The organism is Citrobacter sp. B72, from assembly GCF_016894305.1.
Classification (GTDB): domain Bacteria; phylum Pseudomonadota; class Gammaproteobacteria; order Enterobacterales; family Enterobacteriaceae; genus Citrobacter; species Citrobacter portucalensis.
The window spans coordinates 3,880,870-3,904,494 of sequence record NZ_CP069801.1; the positions used below are offsets into that span (position 1 = coordinate 3,880,870).

Genomic DNA, 23,625 nt, shown 5'->3' on the forward strand with positions numbered 1-23,625 from the left:
CATAGCCTGGTCAAACCGCAGGTAAAAAAAAGGGCCACAACGTAGTGGCCCTTTTCAGAATAAATGCAGTTTACGCGTAACCGTAGCTCATCAGACGCTGGTAACGACGGTTTTTCAGATCGTCTTTGCTTAACACGTCGAGATCGGCGAGATCGGCCAGCAGCTGTGCTTTCAGGGACGCAGCCATCACTTCCGGATTGCGGTGTGCACCGCCTAACGGTTCCGGAATGATAGAGTCGATAAGCTTCAGCTCTTTCAGACGCGGGGCAACAATTCCCATCGCTTCTGCGGCCAGCGGTGCTTTGTCGGCGCTTTTCCACAGAATGGAAGCACAACCTTCCGGGGAGATAACGGAATAGGTGCTGTATTGCAGCATATTCACTTTATCGCCTACACCGATCGCCAGCGCGCCACCGGAACCACCTTCACCGATAACGGTGCAGATTACCGGTACGCTCAGACGCGACATTTCACGCAGGTTGCGCGCGATCGCTTCTGACTGACCACGCTCTTCCGCGCCCACGCCCGGGTAAGCCCCTGGGGTGTCGATGAAGGTAATGATCGGCATGTTGAAACGCTCGGCCATTTCCATCAGACGCAGCGCTTTGCGATAGCCTTCCGGCGCTGGCATGCCGAAATTACGGCGAATCTTTTCTTTGGTCTCACGGCCTTTCTGATGACCAATGATCATCACCGGACGGCCATCCAGACGCGCGATACCGCCAACAATAGCTTTATCATCCGCATAGGCACGATCGCCCGCCAGCTCATCAAATTCATCAAACGCCAGGCGGACATAATCCAGGGTGTACGGACGCTGTGGATGGCGCGCCAGTTGGGCTACCTGCCATGCGCCAAGATCGGCGAAGATTTTACGCGTCAGTTCTACGCTTTTTTCACGCAGACGATGCACTTCTTCATCGATGTTAATATCCAGTTTCTCATCCTGACGGCTAACCGCAGTCAAAGAATCGATTTTTGCTTCCAGCTCTGCAATCGGCTGTTCAAAATCAAGGAAATTCAGACTCATAGTATTCCTGTATTAGTCAAACTCCAGTTCCACCTGCTCCGAACCAATAAGGCCACGGAGATCGTTTAGCAAACGATCGCTCGGAGAGACACGCCACGTCGCGCCAAAACGCAACCGCGCACGTGCATCCGCCCTCTGATAGTAGAGATGTACTGGAATTGTCCCCGAGCGGTGGGGTTCCAGAGACTGACGGAGTCGGTTTAAAAGCTGGTCATCAATTTGCCTGTCCGTCAGCGAGATAGCAAGCCCGCGAGCATATTTTTCCCGGGCTTCGTCAATATCCATGACTTCACGGGCCATCATTTTAAGCCCGCCGCTGAAGTCATCAAAGCTGACCTGTCCGCTGACGATAAGTATGCGGTCTTTTTCCAGCAATTGCTGGTATTTATCCAGAGCATCGGTAAACAACATAACTTCCAGACGTCCGGAACGGTCATCCAGTGTACAGATGCCGATACGATTGCCGCGCTTGGTGACCATTACCCGCGCAGCAATGACGAGCCCCGCAGCCGTGGTGACTTTACCACGTTCTGTCGGATGCATGTCTTTCAGCCTGTAGCCTCCGACATAGCGCTCAATTTCTTTTAAATACTGGTTGATGGGGTGTCCCGTCAGGTAAAGCCCCAACGTTTCACGCTCACCATCTAATACCACCTGCTCCGGCCACGGTTGGCAACTGGCATAGGATTGTTCAATTTGCTCCGGTTCTTCCGCCAGCACGCCAAACATATCGGCCTGACCAATAGCTTCGGCTTTTGCATGCTGATCGGCGGCTTTTAGCGCATCGTTGAGCGAATTCATCAACGCCGCCCGATGCGGGCCAAGGCGATCAAACGCCCCGGACATGATTAGCTTTTCCAGCACCCGGCGGTTAAGTTTTTTGATATCCGTGCGCGCACAGAGATCAAACAGCTCACGGAAGTAACCGCCTTCGTTACGCGCCTCAATAATAGCTTCAATTGGTCCTTCACCCACGCCTTTTATCGCGCCGATGCCATAAACAATCTCGCCATCATCATTCACGTGAAAATGGTAAAGCCCGGAGTTGATATCCGGCGGCAGGATTTTGAGCCCCATACGCCAGCATTCATCTACCAGCCCGACCACTTTTTCAGTGTTATCCATATCGGCGGTCATTACCGCCGCCATAAACTCAGCAGGATAATGCGCCTTCAGCCACAGCGTCTGGTAAGAGACGAGCGCATAGGCTGCGGAGTGCGATTTGTTAAATCCGTAACCGGCGAATTTCTCCACCAGGTCAAAGATTTTCATCGCCAGTTCGCCGTCTACGCCGCGCTTTTTCGCCCCTTCTTCAAAGGTGCCGCGCTGCTTAGCCATCTCTTCCGGCTTTTTCTTACCCATCGCACGACGCAGCATATCCGCGCCGCCAAGGGTGTACCCGGACAACTCCTGGGCAATCTGCATAACCTGTTCCTGATACAGGATAATGCCGTAGGTCGGCTCCAGTACCGGTTTCAGACACTCATGCTGCCATTGTACGTCCGGGTAGGAAATCTCTTCGCGACCATGCTTACGGTCGATAAAGTTATCTACCATCCCCGACTGTAGCGGACCTGGGCGGAACAGAGCCACCAGTGCGATCATGTCTTCGAAGCAGTCAGGCTGCAGACGTTTGATCAGGTCTTTCATACCGCGGGATTCAAGCTGGAAGACCGCCGTGGTCTCCGAGCGTTGCAGCATATCGAAGCTTTTCTTGTCATCCAGCGGGATAGCCGCAATATCCAGCGGTGGCTCACCGTTCTTTTCACGGCGCGCGTTGATCATTTCCAGCGCCCAGTTGATGATGGTGAGCGTACGCAGGCCGAGGAAGTCGAACTTCACAAGACCGGCATATTCCACGTCGTTCTTATCAAACTGAGTAACCGGGTGCAGCCCCTGCTCATCGCAGTACAGAGGCGCAAAATCAGTAATTTTTGTCGGTGCGATAACCACACCACCGGCGTGCTTACCGGCATTACGCGTGACGCCTTCCAGCTTACGCGCCATATCGATCAGCGCTTTAACCTCTTCATCTGCCTCATAGATTTCTGGCAGTTGGGGTTCGGCTTCAAAGGCTTTTGCCAGCGTCATGCCCGGATCGGGCGGCACCAGTTTCGAAATACGGTCAACGAAACCGTACGGATGTCCCAGCACGCGGCCCACGTCGCGGATAACCGCTTTTGCAGCCATCGTACCGAAAGTAATAATCTGCGAAACCGCATCACGACCGTACATTTCCGCCACGTGCTCGATAACCTGGTCGCGTTTCTCCATACAGAAGTCAACGTCGAAGTCGGGCATTGAGACACGTTCCGGGTTAAGGAAACGTTCGAACAGCAGGTCAAATTCCAGCGGATCGAGATCGGTAATTTTCAGCGCATAGGCGACAAGTGAGCCAGCGCCGGAACCACGTCCCGGGCCTACCGGTACGCCGTTATCTTTCGACCACTGGATAAATTCCATAACGATCAGGAAGTAGCCAGGGAATCCCATCTGGTTGATAACTTTAAGTTCAACTTCCAGACGTTCATCGTAAGGCGGGCGCTTTTGCGCACGAACTTCAGGGTCAGGGAACAAAAATTCGAGACGTTCTTCCAGCCCTTCGCGTGATTTCGCCACGAGGAAATCCTCGGTGGTCATATCGCCGGTCGGGAACTGCGGCAGGAAGTATTCGCCCAGACGCACCGTCACGTTGCAGCGTTTGGCTATCTCGACGGTGTTTTGCAGCGCTTCCGGAATATCCGAGAACAGCTCGCACATCTCATCTTCGCTGCGCATGTACTGCTGCGGCGAATAGTTGCGCGGACGTTTCGGGTCATCAAGGGTAAACCCGTCGTGGATTGCCACGCGGATTTCATGCGCATCGAAATCTCCGGTTTCAAGGAAGCGGACATCGTTAGTCGCTACCACCGGTAGACCACGCGTTTCGGCCAGTTCTACGGCTGCGTGCAGATAATTTTCTTCATCTTGCCTGCCGGTGCGAATCAGTTCGAGGAAATAGCAATTGGGAAAATGTTCTTCGTAAAACGCCACGCACTCGTCAACCAATGCGCTATTGCCGCGCAGCAGGCTGCGTCCGACATCGCCCATGCGACCGCCGGAGAGCAAAATCAAACCTTCTTTTAGCTCAACCAACCAGTCCCGGTCGATAACCGGTCCTTCTGCGCCATAGCCGCGCTGATAGGCTTTCGAAATCAACAACGTCAGGTTCTGATAGCCGGTATTATTTGCGGCCAGCACGGTGAGCTGCGTGAGTTCATCGCCCAACAGCTCACTGCGGACATGAAAATCTGCGCCAACTATCGGCTTAATACCCGCACCGTGACCCGCTCCGTAAAACTTCACCAGACCACACAGGTTGGTAAAATCGGTGATCGCCAGCGCAGGCATGCCTAACGCGGCCGCCTTTTTCACCAGCGGTCCGGTTTTCGCCAGCCCATCGATCATGGAGTAGTCGCTGTGCACCCGTAGGTGGACGAAACGTGGTTCAGACATCTTCAGATTCCTTCGACACAAGAATCAGGACGAGAGTCCCAGTGCGCGTTTGACGGGGCCAAAGCTGCGGCGATGGTGCTCAGTCGCACCATGCAGTGCCAATTTTTCCAGATGAAATGCGGTTGGATAGCCTTTGTGCTGTGCAAAACCATACTGTGGAAAAACCGTATCCAGCGCCGCCATTTCAGCGTCACGGGTCACTTTTGCCAGAATCGATGCGGCGCTAATCTCCGCCACGCGGCTATCACCTTTGACCACCGCCATCGACGGTACCGGTAATGCCGGGCAACGATTGCCGTCAATCAGCACGTATTCGGGCGCAATATGTAGACTCGCAACAGCACGCTGCATGGCCAGCATGGTGGCATGCAAAATGTTCAGCTCGTCGATTTCATGCGGTTCCGCCCGACCAAGGCTCCAGCTTAACGCTTTTTCTTTAATTTCATCAAACAGCGCCAGGCGACGTTTTTCTGACAGTTTTTTTGAATCGTTAAGACCGATAATAGGGCGAGCCGGATCCAGAATGACGGCAGCTGTGACGACTGCGCCAACCAAAGGGCCGCGCCCGACTTCATCCACACCCGCTACTAAATGCGTATGCGGATACACAAATTCAATCATTGCGCTAACTCCAGGACCGCATCCGCTGCCTGCTCATCAGCATTGCAACGGATCTGCTGGTGCAGTTCACGGAATGTGTCGTGCATCGCATGGCTGGTTTTACCATTCGCCAGCAACGGCAATAGCGCTTGCGACAGCGCCTGCGGTTCACACTCTTCCTGCAACAGCTCTTTAACCAGTTCTCTTCCCGCCAGCAGGTTAGGTAGCGAAACGTAATCAGTCTTCACCAGACGCTTCGCCAGCCAGAAGGTGAAGGGTTTCATACGGTAGCCAACCACCATCGGGCATTTTGCCAGCATACATTCCAGCGCGGCGGTACCTGAAGCCAGCAGTGCGGCATCGCTGGCCACCATTGCTTCACGTCCCATCCCATTGAGCAGATGTACAGAAAGCTCCGGTGCAACTTCAGCTTTGATTCGCTCAAACTGCTCGCGGCGTTTGGCATTCACCAACGGCACCACCACTTCGAGATCCGGATAATGCTGGCGTAATAGCTGCGCCGTTTTCAGAAAATCGGCGCTGAGCATCTCCACTTCTGCACCACGGCTTCCTGGCAGTAGTGCCAGGCAGTGAGCGTCATGGGGAATGCCCAGAACATCACGCGCCGCATTTTTATCCGGGTCCAACGGCATGGCATCTGCCATGGTATGACCGATAAAGCGGCACGGGACGTTAAATTTGTCATAAAACGCTTTTTCGAAAGGCAGAAAGGCCAGCACCATGTTGGTGGATCTGCCTATTTTGAAAACGCGTTTCTGTCGCCACGCCCAGACGGACGGACTGACATAATGAATGGTTTTAATGCCCTGTTTTTTCAAGTTCCCTTCGAGGGTAATATTGAAATCAGGCGCATCAATGCCGACGAAAACATCCGGCTTTAAGTCGGTGAATCGGCGAGTGAGGTCGGCACGAATATGCAGTAAACGGCGCAGGCGTCCGAGCACTTCAACAATGCCCATGACCGCCAGCTCTTCCATTTCGTACCAGGCTTCACAGCCTTCGGCCTGCATCAGCGGACCCGCCACGCCAACAAAGCGCGCATTGGGAACGCGAGCCTTGAGTGCACGGATTAACCCTGCACCAAGAATATCGCCGGAGGTTTCTCCGGCGACGAGGGCAATCGTTAAAGGACGCTGTTCAGTCATTAACGAATCAGGCCACGCGTTGAGCGCTCAAAGAAGTCGCTGAAAGCCTGAACTTCGGGGTACTGTTTCGCCAGTTCCGCGATTTCGGGTTTCACTTCTTCCAGCGTTTTACCGCTACGGTACAACGCTTTGTAGGCGTTACGAATCGCGGTAATCGCTTCGCGGGTGAATCCACGACGCTTCAAACCTTCGATATTGACGCCAAACGGCGTCGCGTGGTTGCCCTGGGCGATAACGTACGGAGGCACATCCTGGGCCACACCAGAACAGCCACCAACCATCACATGCGCACCGATGATGCAGAACTGATGCACCGCGGTCATGCCGCCGATGATAACAAAATCATCAAGCGAAACATGTCCGGCAAGCGTGGCGTTATTCGCCAGAATACAGCGGTTGCCTACCGTACAATCATGCGCGACGTGCGCATTAATCATCAGTAAGTTATCGCTGCCCACCTTCGTCACTCCACCGCCCTGCACTGTGCCACGATGAATGGTGACGCTTTCGCGGATGCGGTTGCGATCGCCAATTTCCACACGGGTCGGTTCACCAGCATATTTAAGATCCTGGTTAACTTCACCGATGGAGGCAAACTGATAGATCTCGTTATCGCGACCAATTTTTGTATGGCCATTCACGACAACGTGAGACTTCAGTACGGTACCCTCACCAATTTCAACATGGGGTCCAACAATACAAAACGGGCCAATGTGAGCATTGGCACCAATGCTGGCGCCCTCTTCTACAATGGCGGTCGGGTGAATAAAGGCGGATTTATCAATCACGTATCAGGCCTCCCGGCTACGGGCACACATCATCGTTGCTTCGCACACAACTTTACCGTCGACCAGCGCAACCCCTTTAAAACGGGTCAGGCCACGGCGCGTTTTTTCGAAAGTCACTTCCATGATCATCTGATCGCCAGGCACGACAGGACGCTTAAAGCGTGCTTCATCAATACCCGCGAAATAATACAGTTCGCCTGGTTCCAGTTTTCCTACGCTTTTAAACGCGAGGATACCGGTAGCCTGTGCCATCGCTTCCAGAATCAATACGCCAGGGAAAATAGGTTTACCCGGGAAGTGGCCCTGAAAGAAAGGCTCGTTAACGGATACATTTTTCACTGCGCGCAGAAAACGACCTTCTTCAAAATCCAGCACGCGGTCAACCAGCAGAAACGGAAAACGGTGCGGCAGAAGTTCTAAAATCTCTTCAATATGCAGAGTATGAGTGTTAGTAGTCAAAATACTCTTCCTGTCAAAATATACTAAAAGGCAATAATAACACGGCCTGTCGCAATCGTATGAATGGGACAGGCCGAAAAGTCAGACATGCAAAAACGGTGCTTTAGTCTTGTTGATTAACCTTGCGCTCAATCGCTTTGAGGCGCTTGCTCATATCATCAATATTCATCACCAGTGCAGCTGTTTTACGCCATACCTTGTTGGGTTGTAGCGGAATGCCTGAGGAGTAGACGCCAGGTTCAGTGATAGGACGCATCACCATACCCATGCCAGTTACCGTAACTTTGTCGCATATTTCCATATGCCCATTGATCACGCTGGCACCGCCAATCATGCAATAACGGCCAATCTTCAGGCTACCCGCCATAATGACGCCACCGGCTACCGCCGTATTGTCGCCAATCACAACGTTATGCGCAATCTGGCACTGGTTATCAATGATAACACCATTACCGATCACAGTATCGTCCAGAGCACCACGGTCAATGGTGGTACAAGCGCCGATCTCGACGCGATCGCCGATAATCACGCGACCAAGCTGGGGGATCTTCACCCAGTTACCACGATCGTTCGCGTAACCAAATCCATCAGATCCAACGACGGTGCTGGACTGGATCAGGCAATTTTCACCGATCTGGATGTCGTGGTAAATCGTCACATTCGCCCACAAGCGTGAACCTGCACCGATTTTGGTATTTTTTCCGACGAAGCAACCTGCACCGATAACCACGTTATCGCCCAGTTCTACGCCAGACTCAATGACCGCATTTGCGCCCACAGAGACATTATTACCCAGCTTCGCCGTTGCATCGATCACTGCACTGGGTGCAATGTTCTGTGCAGGCTGAGGCGTGGTATCTAAAATTTGCGCCATACGTGCATAGGTCAGGTAGGGATTCTTCACTACCAGCGCCGCACTCTTAGCAAAAGGAAGATCGTCCTGCGTCATCACAACGGCAGACGCCTGGCATACGCCTAAATGTTCACGGTATTTAGGATTCACCATGAACGTGATATTGCCAGTTTGCGCAGATTGCATGGACGCTACGCCGGTGATGACGATATCGCCATCACCGTGTAATTCTGCATCCAACTGCTCTGCTAAATCAGCCAGTCGAATTGAAGGCATTACTTATTTAACCTGTTTCAGTACGTCAGCGGTGATGTCTTTTACATCGCTGCTGTTGTATGCAACGGTGTTTGCGTCAACGACCAGATCGATGCTCTGGCTGTTAGCAACAGATTTCACAGCTGTCTGGATACGAGTAACCAGTTTGCCACGTTCTTCGTTGGAACGACGTGCACGATCCTGCTCGAAAGCCTGAGCTTTCTGAGAGAAAGTCTGGCGCTGAGCCATGACGTCTTTTTCCAGCTTGGTACGATCGCTACCTGCTTTCATTGATTGCAGACGCTGCATTTTAGATTGCAGATCGGATTCCATACGCTGCAGTTCGCTGGCACGGCCTTTGAACTCGTTTTCCAGCGTAGCAGAAACACCCGTCTTCTGTGCAACCTGTTGGAACAGGCTACCCATGTTGACGATTGCAATTTTGTCAGCAGCCTGTGCGGACGTTGCCATCGCTAAACCGAGACCTGCAGCTAATAACCACTTTTTCACAATTAACTCCTTACCATCCCATTTGCACCCAAAGGTGCAGTTCTTTGCGTGGCCAGGCGATCCCATGCAAGATCGCCTAAAGTCATCGCTACACTACCACTACATTCCTTTGCGAAGAACAGTTACCAGGTTTTACCAATGTTAAACTGGAACTGTTCCGCTTTGTCTCCATCGTACTTCTTGAACGGCTGGGCGTAGGAGAAAACCAACGGCCCCAATGGGGACATCCATTGTAACGCGATACCTGCAGACATACGGATATTGCTCGGATCACCGTAATCTGGAACCCCAATAGCGCGAGTTTGATCGCTATCCTGCCAGTTAGTATCCCAAACGGTACCCATATCCCAGAAGAAGGAGGTACGGACCGAGTTAGCATACTTATCGCTGATAAACGGCGTCGGGGTAATAAATTCCAGGCTGGCTACGGCCATGGCGTTACCACCGACCGCATCGTCTGATTTACAGTACGAACCGTCTTTATTGGTACACTCTTCGTAGCTGTCAGTATCGCCGGCGTAAGCCCCAGGTTTATAGACCGCTTTCGGACCGATGGTATTAGACTGGAAGCCACGCACAGTGCTGGAGCCACCCGCATAGAAGTTCTCGTAGAACGGCAACTCTTTGCTGCCTATACCGTCTCCATAACCTACCTTGGTACGACCCAGGACGACCCATTTATGGTCATCATCGATCGGTACATAGGTCGCGGTATCCAACGTCGCTTTATAGTATTCGTTGTCAGAACCCGGAATGGTGACTTTGCCGTTCAGGTTGACGCGCGTACCTTCCGTTGGGAAGTAGCCACGGTCAAGCTTGTTATATGTCCAACCATAGTTAAAGGTGAAGTCATCCGCAGCAAAGCTGTTAGTATTGGTCTCACCCATTGACTCAAGGTAACGATCCATCGCAACCTGCGGCTGCATATTGGACAGTTTGTTATGTACATAACCCAGGCCCGCACGCAACGTGTTGTATTCGTTGACCGGGAAGCCCAGCGTCACGTCTGTACCATAACTTTTGTTGGTATAGTCGGACAGGTCTGCATCATCCGCTTCAAAGTCGTTATAGAAGACGCGGCCACCAAGGCTCACACCATCAACAGTGAAGTACGGGTTAGTGACAGACAACTCAGTATAGGTCTGGTAGTCGTTTTTGGTGCCGTTAATCCCAACAGAATAACCGGTACCTAACCAGTTATCCTGCTGAACGCCAGCCTGGAAGCTCACGCCGCTCTCGGTACCGTAACCGACGCCGAAGTTAAAGCTACCGGTGTTACGCTCTTTAACCTTGTAGACAACATCAACCTGATCTGGACGGCCTGGAACACGCTGAGTATCAGTATCAACAGTTTCAAAGTAACCCAGACGGTTCAGACGCTCTTTACCCTGGTCGACCAAATCGCTGCCCAACCATGCGCCTTCCATCTGACGCATTTCGCGACGCAGAACGGAGTCTTTAGAAGTGTCATTACCTTCAAAACGGATCTTACGCACATAGAAACGGTTACCCGCATCCACGTTTACACGCAATTTAACGGTTTTGTCAGCGTCGTTGATTTCAGGCTGCGACTGTACGCGCGGATAGGCATAGCCATAGCGACCCAGAAGCTTCTTGATGTCATCTTCCATTTTGGTCACTTTGGTGCCGTTATAGAGTTCACCTGGCTCGATCTTCGTCAGGGTCTCAATTTCGGCGGAGTGCCCGGCCAGGTTACCGCTCACCTGAACCCCAGAAAGCTTGTACTGCTCGCCTTCAGTGATGTTAACGGTGATGTAGATGCCTTTTTTATCCGGCGTCAGGCTGACCTGAGTGGAATCAATATTGAAGCGAGCATAACCGCGATCCAGATAGTAGCTACGCAGGGTTTCAAGGTCGCCCGCCAGCTTCTGTTTCTGGTATTTACGATCGCCCACCACGTTCCACCACGGCACTTCGTCACGCAACTGGAAGTGAGAGATAAGTTCGTCAGTCGAGAAGGCATGGTTGCCGACGATATTGATCTGTTGGATCTTCGCCGAAACACCTTCCTGGAAGACCAGCTTGAGGTCAACGCGGTTACGCGGCAACGGCGTCACCACCGCTTTCACACTGGCGCTGTACTTACCGACGCTATAGTAGAAATCTTCCAGGCCCTTTTCGATATCGGCAAGCGTTGTGCGATCCAGAGACTCGCCAACACGCACGCCAGACGCCTCGAGGTTTTGCTTCAGCATGTCATCTTTCACCGATTTGTTACCGGAGAAAGTGATGCTGGCAATCGTCGGGCGTTCTTTTACCTGAACCAGAAGGGTATCACCATCGCGCAGGACGCGGACATCCTCAAAGTTTCCGGTGGCGAACAGAGCACGAATGGTATTACTGATGTCTTCATCATTAACCGTGTCGCCTGTGCGCACCGGCATACTGAGGAGAGCCGCACCAACGGCGACTCGCTGTAGGCCTTCGAAATGAATGTCCTTCACTACGAACCCTTCAGCACCGTATACGGTGGCGCTGCTAAACAGCAGCGACGCTATGAGCAACTTTTTCATCGCCATCGTTATTATGCGTTCTTCCTAACACTCTCTTACAACCGAGAGAAATCATTGAAAAGTGCAAGCCCCATTAACAACACCAGCAAGATAGAGCCAATGCGATAACTAAAGTCTTGAACCCGCTCGGATACCGGACCGCCCTTCAGCTTTTCAATCGCCAGGAACAGCAGATGCCCCCCGTCAAGAACGGGCAACGGAAACAGGTTGATTATCCCTAAGTTCACGCTGATAAGCGCAAGGAACATCAGGTAATAAATAATCCCGAACTCCGCTGACATCCCAGCCCCCTGGGCGATAGAAATCGGCCCACTGAGGTTGTTCAGTTTTACATCACCGGTAATCAATTTTCCCAGCATACTGACCGTCAGCTTCATCAACTGCCACGTTTTATCCGAGGCTTCGAGGATGGCGCTGAATGGTCCATACTGGCGTACAGTCTTATACTCATCAGGCAGAGGAATAACTTTAGGCACCACGCCCGCAAACCCTTCTGCCTTACCGTTAACCTGTTTTGAATCTGGGGTTAACGTTAAAGACAAGGAACTTCCTTGTCTTTCAATATCTAGCGCTAACGGCGTATCCGGATTATCGCGCACCAGCGTCACGAACGTCATCCATTGCGTCAGCGACTGACCATTGACTTTAACGATCCTGTCGCCCGCTTGCAAACCCGCCTTACTTGCAGCCGAGTTAACCTGCACTTCTGACAGTACCGGTTCAATCTGCGGACCACGCGGACGCATGCCCAAACTAGAGACAGGATCCTCTTTGTCTGGCTCAAATGCCCAATGGCGTAAATCCAGCGTTTTGTCCTGTCGCTGGTTACTGCCAAATTGCGCCACGCTGAGGGTCGTATGCTCATCGCCAATTTTGGATACCAGTTGCAATCGCACGGCATCCCAATCAGGGGTTTCGATGCCATCAACCGCTTTTAGTTCCGTACCCGGCTGAATTTGCGCCTGTGCAGCAATCGAGTTGGGTGTTATTTCACCAATAACCGGACGAACGCCAGGGACGCCAATGATAAACACCAGCCAATAAGCAAAAATAGCAAAAAGGAAGTTTGCAATCGGACCTGCGGCGATAATAGCAGCACGTTGTCCAACCGTTTTATTGTTGAAGGCGTAATGGCGCAATTCCGGTGCGACCGGTTCAGCGCGCTCATCCAGCATTTTGACGTAACCGCCGAGGGGAATCATGGCGATGACGTATTCCGTACCTGATTTATCGGTACGCCGCCAAAGCGCTTTTCCAAAGCCAATGGAAAAGCGTTCGACGCGGACTCCGCAGCGCCGCGCAACCCAGAAATGACCAAATTCATGCACGGTGATAAGCACACCAAGTGCGATGATGAATGCAGCCAAATTCCAGAGAATACTCAGCATAAGACCATCCGTTAGAGCGTCCTGAACACCAGTAACAACAGGCAGGCAAAGACCGGTACCGCAGCCGTCAGGCTATCAATACGATCCAGAATACCGCCGTGTCCTGGAATTAAGTGACCACTGTCCTTAATACCTGCTTCACGCTTAAACATACTCTCGGTCAGGTCACCCAGCACGGAGGCCAGGGCTGCAACGATGGAGCAAATGAGCAAGGTGACAGGCGCAACTTCAAGATTCGCCCACATGCCATAACCCCATGAGATCACGGCCGCAGTGGCGAGTCCGCCAATAAAACCCTGCCAGGTTTTACCAGGAGAAACCTTCGGTGCCAGCTTATGTTTGCCAAACAGCTTACCAAACATATACGCACCAGAGTCCGCTCCCCAAACGAGGATCATGACATACAGCAGCCATAGCGCGCCACTATAATGATTCTCATCATAGTGCCATGCACGTAGCGCCAGCATTCCCCAAAAGAACGGGACAATGGTTAACACGCCGAAAATTATGCGTAATGTTTTGGAATTACGCCAGACCGACGCAGAACCTGGGTAAAACAATACCAGTAACAGCGCTACGACCCACCAGCCCAGCGACGCCCACAGCGATACTTCAACCAGCGGTTGATGGATATCGCGATGGTATTCTGGCAGCAAAAATAGCATCAGTGCCAGCAATAGCCCGCACAAAACCGCCAGCCAGACTCGCTGCGTACGCGTGGTAAAACCGCTTAACTGTCCCCACTCCCAGGCGGCCAACATACAGACGACCAACGTAACAATGGCGAACCCCACCGGCGGCAGCAAAAACAGCGCCGCGATGACAACGGGTATTAAAACAAAAGCAGAAATCAGGCGATACTTCAGCAAAAGCGACCCCCATCAGGCTTTTTCATCACCGGGTTCGGTGCCGCCGAAACGACGCTCACGATTAGCAAAGGCATGCAGCGCACCTTCAAAGTCTTGTTCATCGAAATCGGGCCAGAGAACATCGGTAAAGTAAAGTTCGGCATAGGCAATTTGCCACAACAGAAAATTACTAATTCGGTGCTCTCCCCCAGTCCTTATCACTAAATCCACAGGAGCCAGCTCATGCATACAAATTTGCTGCCCAAGCATCTCTTCATCGATTTGCTCAGGATGCAGCACACCGTCCTGCACCTGTTGTGCCAGTTGCCTGACTCCCTGGACAATATCCCACCGTCCACCGTAATTCGCTGCAATATTCAGCGTCAACCCGGTATTCTGGGCGGTAATCGCTTCTGATTTGCGAATCCGTTCTTGCAAACGTGAGTTAAATCGACTGATATCCCCGATAATACGCAGGCGTACGTTATGGCGATGTAGGTTTTTCACTTCGCTATCAAGTGCCCACACAAACAGTTCCATTAACGCGCTCACTTCCTGCGCAGGTCGGTTCCAGTTCTCACTGCTAAAGGCATACAGCGTTAACGCATCAATACCGTTATTTGCAGCAAAAGAGACAGCCCGGCGGACGGATTTTGCTCCAGCCTTATGCCCAAAGGCGCGAATCTTCCCTTGCTTTTTCGCCCAGCGGCCATTGCCATCCATGATAATTGCGACATGGCGACAACCATGTGCTGGCAAATTTTCGCTTAATGGTTTAGTTGCAGACAACATAACGCGTTATTAGTCCCTGAAAGGATTTACGGTACTCAGGAATACTGAAGCCTATCCACAAAAAAGCCGTGTCAAACCACGGCTTACCCGACCGAAAAAAAGCAAATACCCGCGATCGGGTGGCGCAGACTATATCACTGAAGCCCAACGCTAACAAATAGCACGATTCTCCGTAGAGGGATTATCATCAGCTTGAGAGTCGCATCACTTCTTTTCTGGCGACTTCCCGCGCGATGGCATCGACCTTCAACACGTCGTCAACGCTCTGCGGTTCCTGCAAATCCATCTTATCCAGTACAGATAAATTGAGATCGGCAATATCGGTAAATCGGATCTGCTGCGCCAGGAATGCGGCAACGGTAATTTCATTCGCGGCATTGAGTGCGGTCGTCGCCGCCTGACCTTGCTCAAACGCATCCATCGCCAGTTTCAGGCACGGATAACGCTGGTAATCAGGTGCGGAAAACGTCAACGCACTGAGTTTGCAAAAGTCGACAGGCTTAACACCGGACGTCACACGTTCTGGCCATGCCATCGTATGGGCAATAGGTGTACGCATATCAGGTTCACCCAACTGCGCCAGAACACTACCATCCTGATAACGGACCATCGAATGAATAACCGACTGCGGATGAATCAGCACTTCCATCTGGCTTGCACTGGCATTAAATAACCAACGCGCTTCAATGTATTCCAGACCTTTGTTCATCATGGTGGCGGAATCGACAGAGATTTTTCGTCCCATCGACCAATTCGGATGACGGCATGCCTGATCGGGGGTCATAGAGACCAGATCGCGCAATGGCGTTTCACGGAATGGGCCACCAGACCCGGTAAGCAGAACTGACATGACGCCGTTTTGCTCAAGGTCAGCGTATCCCAGATTGTGTTGGATAGGTTGCGGTAAACTCTGAAAAATCGCGTTATGCTCGCTATCTACCGGCAAAAGCTGCGCTTTGTGGCGTTTCACGTCGTCCATAAACAGACGACCGCAGGTCACCAGCGATTCTTTATTCGCCAGTAAAATGCTTTTGCTCGCACGAATTGCCGCCAGCGTCGGCAGCAAACCCGCTGCGCCGACAATCGCCGCCATGACCTGATCAACATCATCCAGCGCAGCCATATCACAGGCAGCCTGCTGCCCGCTCATCACCTCGGTACGGCTACCCTGTGCCAAAAGAGCAGCTTTTACCTGTGCCGCGCTTTTTTCATCATCCATTACCGCATAGCGAGGCGCAAACTCCAGGCATTGCTCTACCATACGGGCAACATTTTTACCCGCCACCAACGCAGCAACACGAAATTTTTCCGGGTTATGGCGTACTACATCCAGCGTACTGCAACCAATGGAACCGGTTGATCCCAGGATGGTTAATTGCTTCATCGGACATCCAGAAGAATTTTACTCGTCATACTTCAAGTTGCATGTACGTTGGCTTTACTCGGCCTTTGGCGTCACCGCCTTCCTGCAACTTGAATTATTTAGAGTATGTAGACAGAAAAAAGCAAAACGCCGCCATCCAGCCTTCTCAGGCCTTCTAAGCGGCGTTTTTAGCGTACAGGCGAATCAGAACTGCATCAGTTCTGCTTCTTTCTCTGCCAGCGCCGCATCAACTTTCTTGATTGCTGCGTCAGTCAGTTTCTGTACGTCGTCCTGAGAACGGCGATCGTCATCTTCGCTGATCTCTTTTTCTTTCAACAACGCTTTCACTTTGTCGTTTGCATCGCGGCGTACGTTACGTACCGCAACACGCGCGCCTTCAGCTTCACCACGTACGATCTTGGTCAGATCTTTACGACGTTCTTCGGTCAGCGGCGGCAGCGGAACGCGGATGTCAGAGCCCGCAGAGCTTGGATTCAGACCGAGGTCGGAAGCCATGATTGCTTTCTCAACGGCTGGACCCATAGAACGGTCAAATACGTTGATTTTCAGGGTACGGGAATCTTCAACCGTTACGCTTGCCAGCTGGCGCAGCGGAGTCGGCGTGCCGTAATATTCCACGACAATACCATCCAGCAGGCTAGGAGAAGCACGACCCGTGCGAATTTTGCTGATTTGGTTTTTGAACGCTTCGACGCATTTGTCCATGCGTACTTCAGCATCTTTTCTGATATCGTTGATCACGTTACGAATCCTTGAAAGCTTGTTTCAGTCAGACCATACCCGCCACGCAAGATGTGACAAGTATAGTCTTGATTAATTTTGAGGGACGTATCCCGCGACATTAAAGCGGAATATTACCTGCATTTAGCCGCAACGGGAATTATTCCGTGATTAACGTGCCTTCTTTTTCACCCATAACAACACGGCGCAGTGCACCTGGTTTGTTCATGTTAAAGACACGAATCGGTAATTTGTGGTCACGAGCCAGCGTGAACGCGGCAAGATCCATTACTTTCAGCTCTTTATCCAGTACTTCAGTGTAGGTCAACTGTTCGTACATAGTCGCCGTTGGATCTTTAGCCGGGTCGGCAGTAAACACGCCATCGACTTTGGTGGCTTTCAGAACCACATCCGCTTCAATTTCAATACCACGCAGGCAGGCTGCAGAATCGGTGGTGAAGAACGGATTGCCGGTACCCGCAGACAAAATAACAACGCGGTTGTTACGCAGCAGGCTGATAGCTTCGGCCCAGCTGTAGTTATCACACACGCCGTTCAGAGGAATTGCGGACATCAAGCGAGCGTTCACATAGGCGCGGTGAAGCGCATCGCGCATCGCCAGACCGTTCATTACGGTGGCTAACATGCCCATGTGGTCGCCCACAACGCGGTTCATCCCCGCTTTCGCCAGACCAGCGCCACGGAACAGGTTACCACCACCAATCACTACGCCAACCTGAATACCCAGCTCAACCAGCTCTTTGATTTCCTGAGCCATGCGGTCGAGGATGCTTGCATCAATACCGAAGCCTTCTGAACCTTGCAGAGCTTCGCCACTTAACTTAAGCAGAATACGTTTGTAGACGGGTTTTGCATTGGTAGCCATGTTTCTTTCCTGAGACTGTCAACGAATGAGATGAGTTAATTCCGGCGACATTGTATGTCGCTTTTCAGCATGACCACTATAGCGGTTCGCTGAATTTACAAGCCAGACACAAAAAGAAGCCGCCCTCAGGCGGCTCCTTTAAAAATTAAGACTGCTTGGACATCGCAGCAACTTCTGCTGCAAAGTCAGTCTCAACTTTCTCGATGCCTTCACCCACTTCAAAGCGGATGAAACCAGTTACGTCAGCGTTATGCTCTTTCAGCAGCTGACCAACAGATTTGCTCGGTTCCATGACGAAAGGCTGACCGGTCAGAGAAACTTCGCCGGTGAATTTCTTCATGCGGCCTTCAACCATTTTCTCTGCGATTTCTTTCGGCTTGCCAGACTGCATAGCGATGTCCAGCTGAACCTGGTATTCTTTTTCTACCACTTCAGCGGAAACGTCTTCCGGCTTAACGAATTCTGGTTTGCTTGCAGCAACGTGCATTGCCAGCTGTTTAACCAGTTCTTCGTCAGCGCCAGTTGCAGCAACCAGAACACCGATACGAGCACCGTGCTGGTAGTTACCCAGAACTTCGCCTTCCAGGGAAGCAACGCGACGGATGTTGATGTTCTCACCGATTTTAGCAACCAGAGCAACACGTTCTTCTTCGAACTGTGCTTTCAGAACTTCAACGTCAGTGATTTTGCCAGCAACGGCAGCGTCCAGTACTTTGTCAGCAAATGCCTGGAAACCAGCATCTTTAGCAACGAAGTCAGTCTGGCAGTTAACTTCCAGAATGAAAGCGATGTTGCCGTCGATTTTGGTTTTGATTACGCCGTCAGCAGCAACGTTGCCTGCTTTTTTCGCCGCTTTGATTGCACCGGACTTACGCATGTTTTCGATTGCCAGCTCGATGTCGCCATTAGCTTCAGTCAGTGCTTTTTTGCAATCCATCACGCCTGCGCCAGTACGCTCACGCAGCTCTTTTACCAGGGATGCGGTAATTTCAGCCATTCTAAAATCCTCGGAAGATTTGATCTGCCCGGCATGAAACCGCACAGATTTAAAAGTGAAAAAGGGGGCCATATACAGGCCCCCTAACCAAACGTGATACTACCTGGTCTATAAGGGCTCTAACGAGCGTGCCTTATTATTCAGCTTCTACGAAGCTTTCTTCCGCCTGGGAAGCCAGATCCTGAGAACGGCCTTCACGAACGGTAGTAGCTACAGCGCCCAGGTACAGGGTCACAGCACGGATTGCGTCGTCGTTACCCGGGATAACGAAGTCAACACCGTCCGGATCAGAGTTGGTATCAACGATAGCAAATACTGGGATACCCAGGTTGTTTGCTTCTTTGATAGCAATGTGCTCGTGGTCAGCATCGATTACGAACAGAGCGTCCGGCAGACCGCCCATGTCTTTGATACCGCCCAGGCTGTTTTCCAGTTTCTCAAGCTCACGAGTACGCATCAGCGCTTCTTTCTTGGTCAGCTTTTCGAAAGTACCGTCCTGAGACTGAGTTTCCAGATCTTTCAGACGTTTGATGGACTGACGAACGGTTTTCCAGTTAGTCAGCATACCGCCCAGCCAGCGATGGTTCACGAAGAACTGGTCGCAGCTGTTAGCAGCTTCTTTCACCGCTTCGCTTGCAGCGCGTTTAGTACCAACGAAAAGGATTTTACCTTTACGAGCAGAGATCTTGTTCAGTTCAGCCAGAGCTTCGTTGAACATCGGTACAGTTTTCTCAAGGTTGATGATGTGAACTTTGTTACGCGCACCGAAGATGAACGGCTTCATTTTCGGGTTCCAGTAACGGGTCTGGTGACCGAAGTGAACACCAGCCTTGAGCATGTCGCGCATGGAAACAGTTGCCATGATTAAAACCTCTATATATAAAAGTTGGGGTTAAGCCTCCACGCATCCCATATTACCGACCCCAAAGGGCACCCCGGAATATGTGCCGATACGTGTGTGTTGTTACACAAAGTGAGATTTGTCGCTCCCGTCCATCGTGTGTAGTCTTCGAATGGATCGGAAGTCCGGCGCGCTTTATACCACAAATACGCCACCGACACCAATAATTGTTGGCGGTCTGTGCTGAATGAACGATGAATTTCGTGTTACAGGAAGGCGGCAAATTTTTGAATCCCCGGGAGCTTACAACCAGTAAGTGACTGGGGTGAAAAAATGTAGCCAACGCATCTGTGGCACGAAAGGCGAAGTTCAGAATGATTCTCAATTTGGCAGCATGTATGCGGGACTGATACCATTGACAGCACTTACACAATTATTGTCGAAATAATCGACACTGATGGACAGAATTCATGGCTATCTCAATCAAGACCCCTGAAGAAATCGAAAAAATGCGCATCGCTGGCCGCCTGGCCGCTGATGTACTGGAAATGATCGAACCGTTTGTTAAACCGGGCGTCAGCACCGGCGAGCTGGATCGCCTCTGTAATGACTACATCGTGAATGAGCAGCAGGCCATTTCCGCCTGCCTGGGCTATCACGGCTATCCGAAATCCGTATGTATCTCTATTAATGAAGTGGTGTGTCACGGGATCCCGGACGACGCGAAGCACCTGAAAGATGGTGATATCGTTAACATCGACGTGACCGTGATTAAAGACGAATTCCACGGCGATACCTCTAAAATGTTTATCGTCGGCAAGCCCACCATTCTTGGCGAACGTCTGTGCCGTGTAACGCAGGAAAGCCTGTATCTGGCGCTGCGGATGGTTAAACCGGGCATTCGCCTGCGCACGCTGGGCGCTGCAATTCAGAAATACGCGGAAGGCGAAGGTTTCTCTGTTGTTCGTGAATACTGCGGTCACGGTATCGGTCGCGGCTTCCATGAAGAGCCACAGGTTCTGCACTACGATGCAGACGACGGTGGTGTGGTACTGCAGCCTAGCATGACGTTCACCATAGAACCGATGCTGAATGCCGGTGATTACCGCATCCGCACCATGAAAGACGGCTGGACGGTGAAAACCAAAGACCGGAGCTTGTCTGCACAGTACGAGCATACTATTGTAGTGACGGAAAACGGCTGTGAAATTCTGACGTTACGCAAGGATGACACCATCCCAGCGATCATCACACACGGCGAATAATGTTTTGCCTGATGGCGATGCATTCGCATCTTATCAGGCCTACAAATTGTACTACTTAGTAGGCCGGATAAGGCGTTCACGCCATTATCCGGCTTTTTAATGGGTGGCGCATAATGAATACTCTTCCTGAACAGCACGCAAATACTGCCCTCCCCACCCTGCCTGGCCAACCGCAAAACCCAGGGACATGGCCACAGCAAGATCTCAACTGCTCCGGCATTAAAGCGCATATCGACACCTTCCAGAACTGGTTAGGCGAAGCGTTTGACAGTGGAATTTCCGCAGAACAGCTCATTGAGGCCCGCACCGAATTTATTGACCAACTGCTACAGCGTTTGTGGATAGAAGCTGGGTTCGGGCAAATAGCCGATCTGGCGCTGGTTGCCGTTGGTGGCTACGGACGAGGCGAATTGCACCCGCTTTCCGATATCGACCTGTTGATCCTCAGCCGTAAAAAGCTGCCTGATGCGCAGGCCGAGAAAGTCGGTGAGCTGTTAACGCTGCTATGGGACGTGAGGCTGGAGGTTGGGCATAGCGTGCGTACGCTGGAAGAGTGTCTGCTGGAAGGATTGTCAGATTTAACCGTCGCCACCAACCTGATTGAAACACGCCTGCTGATCGGCGATGTGGCGCTGTTTCTGGAGCTGCAAAAGCATATTTTTAGCGAAGGTTTCTGGCCTTCCGACAAGTTTTACGCCGCTAAAGTGGAAGAGCAGAATCAGCGCCACCAGCGCTATCACGGCACCAGCTACAACCTGGAGCCGGACATCAAAAGCAGTCCCGGCGGCCTGCGCGATATCCATACCCTGCAATGGGTGGCGCGTCGCCATTTTGGCGCCACCTCACTGGACGAAATGGTCGGCTTCGGCTTTTTGACACTGGCTGAACGCGCCGAGCTGAATGAATGTTTGCATATCCTGTGGCGGATTCGCTTCGCCCTGCATCTGGTCGTTAGTCGTTACGACAACCGCCTGCTGTTTGACCGCCAGCTCAGCGTGGCGCAAAGGCTAAACTACGGCGGCGAAGGCAACGAGCCTATCGAGCGGATGATGAAAGACTATTTCCGCGTCACCCGACGGGTCAGCGAACTGAATCACATGCTGTTGCAACTGTTCGACGAGGCGATCCTCGCCATGCCCGCCGATGAAAAACCGCGCCCGATTGATGACGACTTCCAACTGCGCGGCACGTTGATCGATCTGCGCAACGACGATCTGTTTATCCGCAAACCAGAAGCGATACTGCGGATGTTTTACATCATGGTGCGTAACAGCGCGATCAGCGGGATTTACTCCACCACGCTGCGCCATTTGCGTCATGCCCGCCGTCATTTAACGCAGCCGCTGTGCTACATCCCGGAAGCGCGATCGCTGTTTCTCAGTATGTTACGCCATCCGGGCGCGGTGAGCCGCGGTCTGCTGCCGATGCATCGCCACAGCGTGTTGTGGGCCTATATGCCGCAATGGTCGCATATTGTCGGCCAAATGCAGTTTGACCTGTTTCATGCCTATACGGTGGATGAACACACCATCCGCGTAATGCTCAAGCTGGAAAGTTTTGCTAACGAAGAGACCCGTCAGCGCCATCCGCTGTGTGTGGATCTATGGCCGCGTCTGCGACAGCCGGAGTTGATTCTGATTGCCGCGCTGTTCCACGATATCGCCAAAGGTCGCGGCGGCGATCACTCGGTGCTCGGCGCTCAGGATGTGCTCAAGTTCGCCGAACTGCACGGCCTGAATTCCCGCGAAACGCAGCTGATCGTGTGGCTGGTGCGCCAGCATTTGCTGATGTCGGTGACCGCTCAGCGCCGCGATATTCAGGATCCCGAAGTGATCAAGCAATTCGCCGAAGAGGTACAAACGGAACACCGTCTGCGCTTTTTGGTGTGTCTGACCGTCGCGGATATTTGCGCCACCAACGAAACGCTGTGGAATAGCTGGAAGCAAAGCCTGCTGCGCGAGCTGTACTTCGCGACGGAAAAACAACTCCGTCGTGGCATGCAAAATACGCCGGATATGCGTGAGCGTGTACGCCATCATCAGCTTCAGGCGCTGGCGCTACTGCGAATGGACAACATTGATGAAGAAGCGTTGCACCACATCTGGTCACGCTGTCGCGCCAACTACTTCGTGCGTCACAGCCCAAATCAGCTGGCCTGGCATGCGCGCCATCTGCTGCAACACGATCTCAGCAAGCCGCTGATCCTGCTCAGCCCACAGGCCACGCGCGGCGGGACAGAAATTTTCATCTGGAGCCCTGACCGCCCTTACCTGTTTGCCGCCGTCTGCGCTGAACTGGACAGGCGTAATCTTAGCGTCCACGATGCGCAGATTTTCACTACCCGCGATGGGATGGCGATGGATACGTTCATCGTGCTGGAACCGGACGGCAGCCCGTTGTCTTCAGATCGACACGAAGCGATCCGTTTTGGACTGGAACAGGCCATCACGCAGCGCAGTTGGCAGCCACCGCAACCGCGTCGCCAGCCGGCAAAATTACGCCACTTTACCGTCGATACTGAGGTCACCTTTTTGCCGACCCATACCGACCGAAAATCATTCCTGGAGCTTATCGCTCTCGACCAGCCCGGCCTGCTGGCGCGGGTCGGGCAGATTTTTGCCGATCTGGGAATTTCGCTGCATGGCGCCCGAATTACAACCATTGGCGAGCGAGTAGAAGATTTATTCATAATCGCCACCGCCGACCGGCGCGCCCTTAATAATGAGCTGCAGCAGGAAGTGCATCAACGGTTGACAGAGGCCCTCAATCCAAACGATAAAGGGTGATGTTTTTATTTATTATGGAAAGAGTTTA

The 23,625-nt window shown here is 52.1% G+C and carries 19 protein-coding genes; 2 read left to right on the plus strand and 17 right to left on the minus strand.

Features of this window, described 5'->3' with window-relative positions:
• Window positions 1-70: 70 nt before the first annotated feature.
• The 17 genes from accA to rpsB all read right to left on the minus strand — a co-directional run bounded on the left by accA (window position 71) and on the right by rpsB (window position 19,567).
• A complete protein-coding gene (accA, locus tag JQN59_RS18650) occupies window positions 71-1,030 on the minus strand; it encodes an acetyl-CoA carboxylase carboxyl transferase subunit alpha (protein WP_003829164.1) in 960 nt (319 codons plus the stop codon).
• Window positions 1,031-1,042: 12 nt separating this feature from the next.
• Window positions 1,043-4,525, minus strand: coding sequence for a DNA polymerase III subunit alpha (gene dnaE / locus JQN59_RS18655; RefSeq protein WP_032942408.1), 3,483 nt, complete (start codon window positions 4,523-4,525; stop codon window positions 1,043-1,045).
• A 24-nt stretch (window positions 4,526-4,549) separates the two neighbouring features.
• Entirely contained in the window at window positions 4,550-5,146 is a 597-nt protein-coding gene (gene rnhB, locus JQN59_RS18660) for a ribonuclease HII (RefSeq protein ID WP_048214887.1), read from the minus strand.
• Window positions 5,143-6,291, minus strand: a complete 1,149-nt coding sequence (gene lpxB, locus JQN59_RS18665) for a lipid-A-disaccharide synthase (RefSeq protein ID WP_003829168.1) — start codon at window positions 6,289-6,291, stop codon at window positions 5,143-5,145. Before lpxB ends, rnhB begins: the two co-directional genes overlap by 4 nt.
• Window positions 6,291-7,079: an acyl-ACP--UDP-N-acetylglucosamine O-acyltransferase gene (gene lpxA, locus JQN59_RS18670; protein ID WP_003018525.1), complete on the minus strand. Its 789-nt coding sequence runs from the start codon at window positions 7,077-7,079 to the stop codon at window positions 6,291-6,293. The genes lpxB and lpxA overlap by 1 nt, the downstream gene beginning before the upstream one ends.
• A 3-nt stretch (window positions 7,080-7,082) precedes the next feature.
• Complete coding sequence (gene fabZ / locus JQN59_RS18675) at window positions 7,083-7,538, minus strand: 3-hydroxyacyl-ACP dehydratase FabZ (RefSeq protein ID WP_003018528.1); 456 nt, start codon at window positions 7,536-7,538, stop codon at window positions 7,083-7,085.
• Between the two features lie 103 nt (window positions 7,539-7,641).
• The gene (gene lpxD, locus JQN59_RS18680; protein WP_003018531.1) at window positions 7,642-8,667 is read right to left on the minus strand and encodes a UDP-3-O-(3-hydroxymyristoyl)glucosamine N-acyltransferase; all 1,026 of its coding nucleotides are present in this window, start codon (window positions 8,665-8,667) and stop codon (window positions 7,642-7,644) included.
• Between the two features lie 3 nt (window positions 8,668-8,670).
• Entirely contained in the window at window positions 8,671-9,156 is a 486-nt protein-coding gene (gene skp / locus JQN59_RS18685; protein WP_016151765.1) for a molecular chaperone Skp, read from the minus strand.
• 122 nt (window positions 9,157-9,278) lie between these two features.
• Entirely contained in the window at window positions 9,279-11,696 is a 2,418-nt protein-coding gene (bamA, locus tag JQN59_RS18690; RefSeq protein WP_103014362.1) for an outer membrane protein assembly factor BamA, read from the minus strand.
• Window positions 11,697-11,725: 29 nt separating this feature from the next.
• On the minus strand, window positions 11,726-13,078 hold the full coding sequence (rseP, locus tag JQN59_RS18695) for a sigma E protease regulator RseP (protein WP_103285739.1): 1,353 nt from the start codon (window positions 13,076-13,078) through the stop codon (window positions 11,726-11,728).
• 11 nt (window positions 13,079-13,089) lie between these two features.
• A complete protein-coding gene (cdsA, locus tag JQN59_RS18700) occupies window positions 13,090-13,947 on the minus strand; it encodes a phosphatidate cytidylyltransferase (protein WP_003829174.1) in 858 nt (285 codons plus the stop codon).
• 12 nt (window positions 13,948-13,959) lie between these two features.
• Entirely contained in the window at window positions 13,960-14,718 is a 759-nt protein-coding gene (ispU, locus tag JQN59_RS18705; RefSeq protein ID WP_008786266.1) for a (2E,6E)-farnesyl-diphosphate-specific ditrans,polycis-undecaprenyl-diphosphate synthase, read from the minus strand.
• A 187-nt stretch (window positions 14,719-14,905) separates the two neighbouring features.
• On the minus strand, window positions 14,906-16,102 hold the full coding sequence (gene ispC, locus JQN59_RS18710) for a 1-deoxy-D-xylulose-5-phosphate reductoisomerase (protein ID WP_003829176.1): 1,197 nt from the start codon (window positions 16,100-16,102) through the stop codon (window positions 14,906-14,908).
• A gap of 183 nt (window positions 16,103-16,285) precedes the next feature.
• Window positions 16,286-16,843, minus strand: coding sequence for a ribosome recycling factor (gene frr, locus JQN59_RS18715; protein WP_003018547.1), 558 nt, complete (start codon window positions 16,841-16,843; stop codon window positions 16,286-16,288).
• A 139-nt stretch (window positions 16,844-16,982) separates the two neighbouring features.
• Window positions 16,983-17,708 carry a UMP kinase gene (gene pyrH, locus JQN59_RS18720; RefSeq protein WP_003018549.1) on the minus strand — a complete coding sequence of 242 codons (726 nt, stop codon included), beginning with the start codon at window positions 17,706-17,708 and terminating at the stop codon, window positions 16,983-16,985.
• A 145-nt stretch (window positions 17,709-17,853) separates the two neighbouring features.
• Window positions 17,854-18,705, minus strand: coding sequence for a translation elongation factor Ts (gene tsf, locus JQN59_RS18725; RefSeq protein WP_204528143.1), 852 nt, complete (start codon window positions 18,703-18,705; stop codon window positions 17,854-17,856).
• 136 nt (window positions 18,706-18,841) lie between these two features.
• Complete coding sequence (rpsB, locus tag JQN59_RS18730) at window positions 18,842-19,567, minus strand: 30S ribosomal protein S2 (RefSeq protein WP_003018553.1); 726 nt, start codon at window positions 19,565-19,567, stop codon at window positions 18,842-18,844.
• A gap of 449 nt (window positions 19,568-20,016) precedes the next feature.
• Between rpsB and map the strand changes: the two genes are divergently transcribed.
• The gene (gene map, locus JQN59_RS18735) at window positions 20,017-20,811 is read left to right on the plus strand and encodes a type I methionyl aminopeptidase (RefSeq protein WP_149607636.1); all 795 of its coding nucleotides are present in this window, start codon (window positions 20,017-20,019) and stop codon (window positions 20,809-20,811) included.
• Between the two features lie 113 nt (window positions 20,812-20,924).
• Window positions 20,925-23,597, plus strand: coding sequence for a bifunctional uridylyltransferase/uridylyl-removing protein GlnD (gene glnD / locus JQN59_RS18740; protein ID WP_003829184.1), 2,673 nt, complete (start codon window positions 20,925-20,927; stop codon window positions 23,595-23,597).
• The last annotated feature ends 28 nt before the right edge of the window (window positions 23,598-23,625 follow it).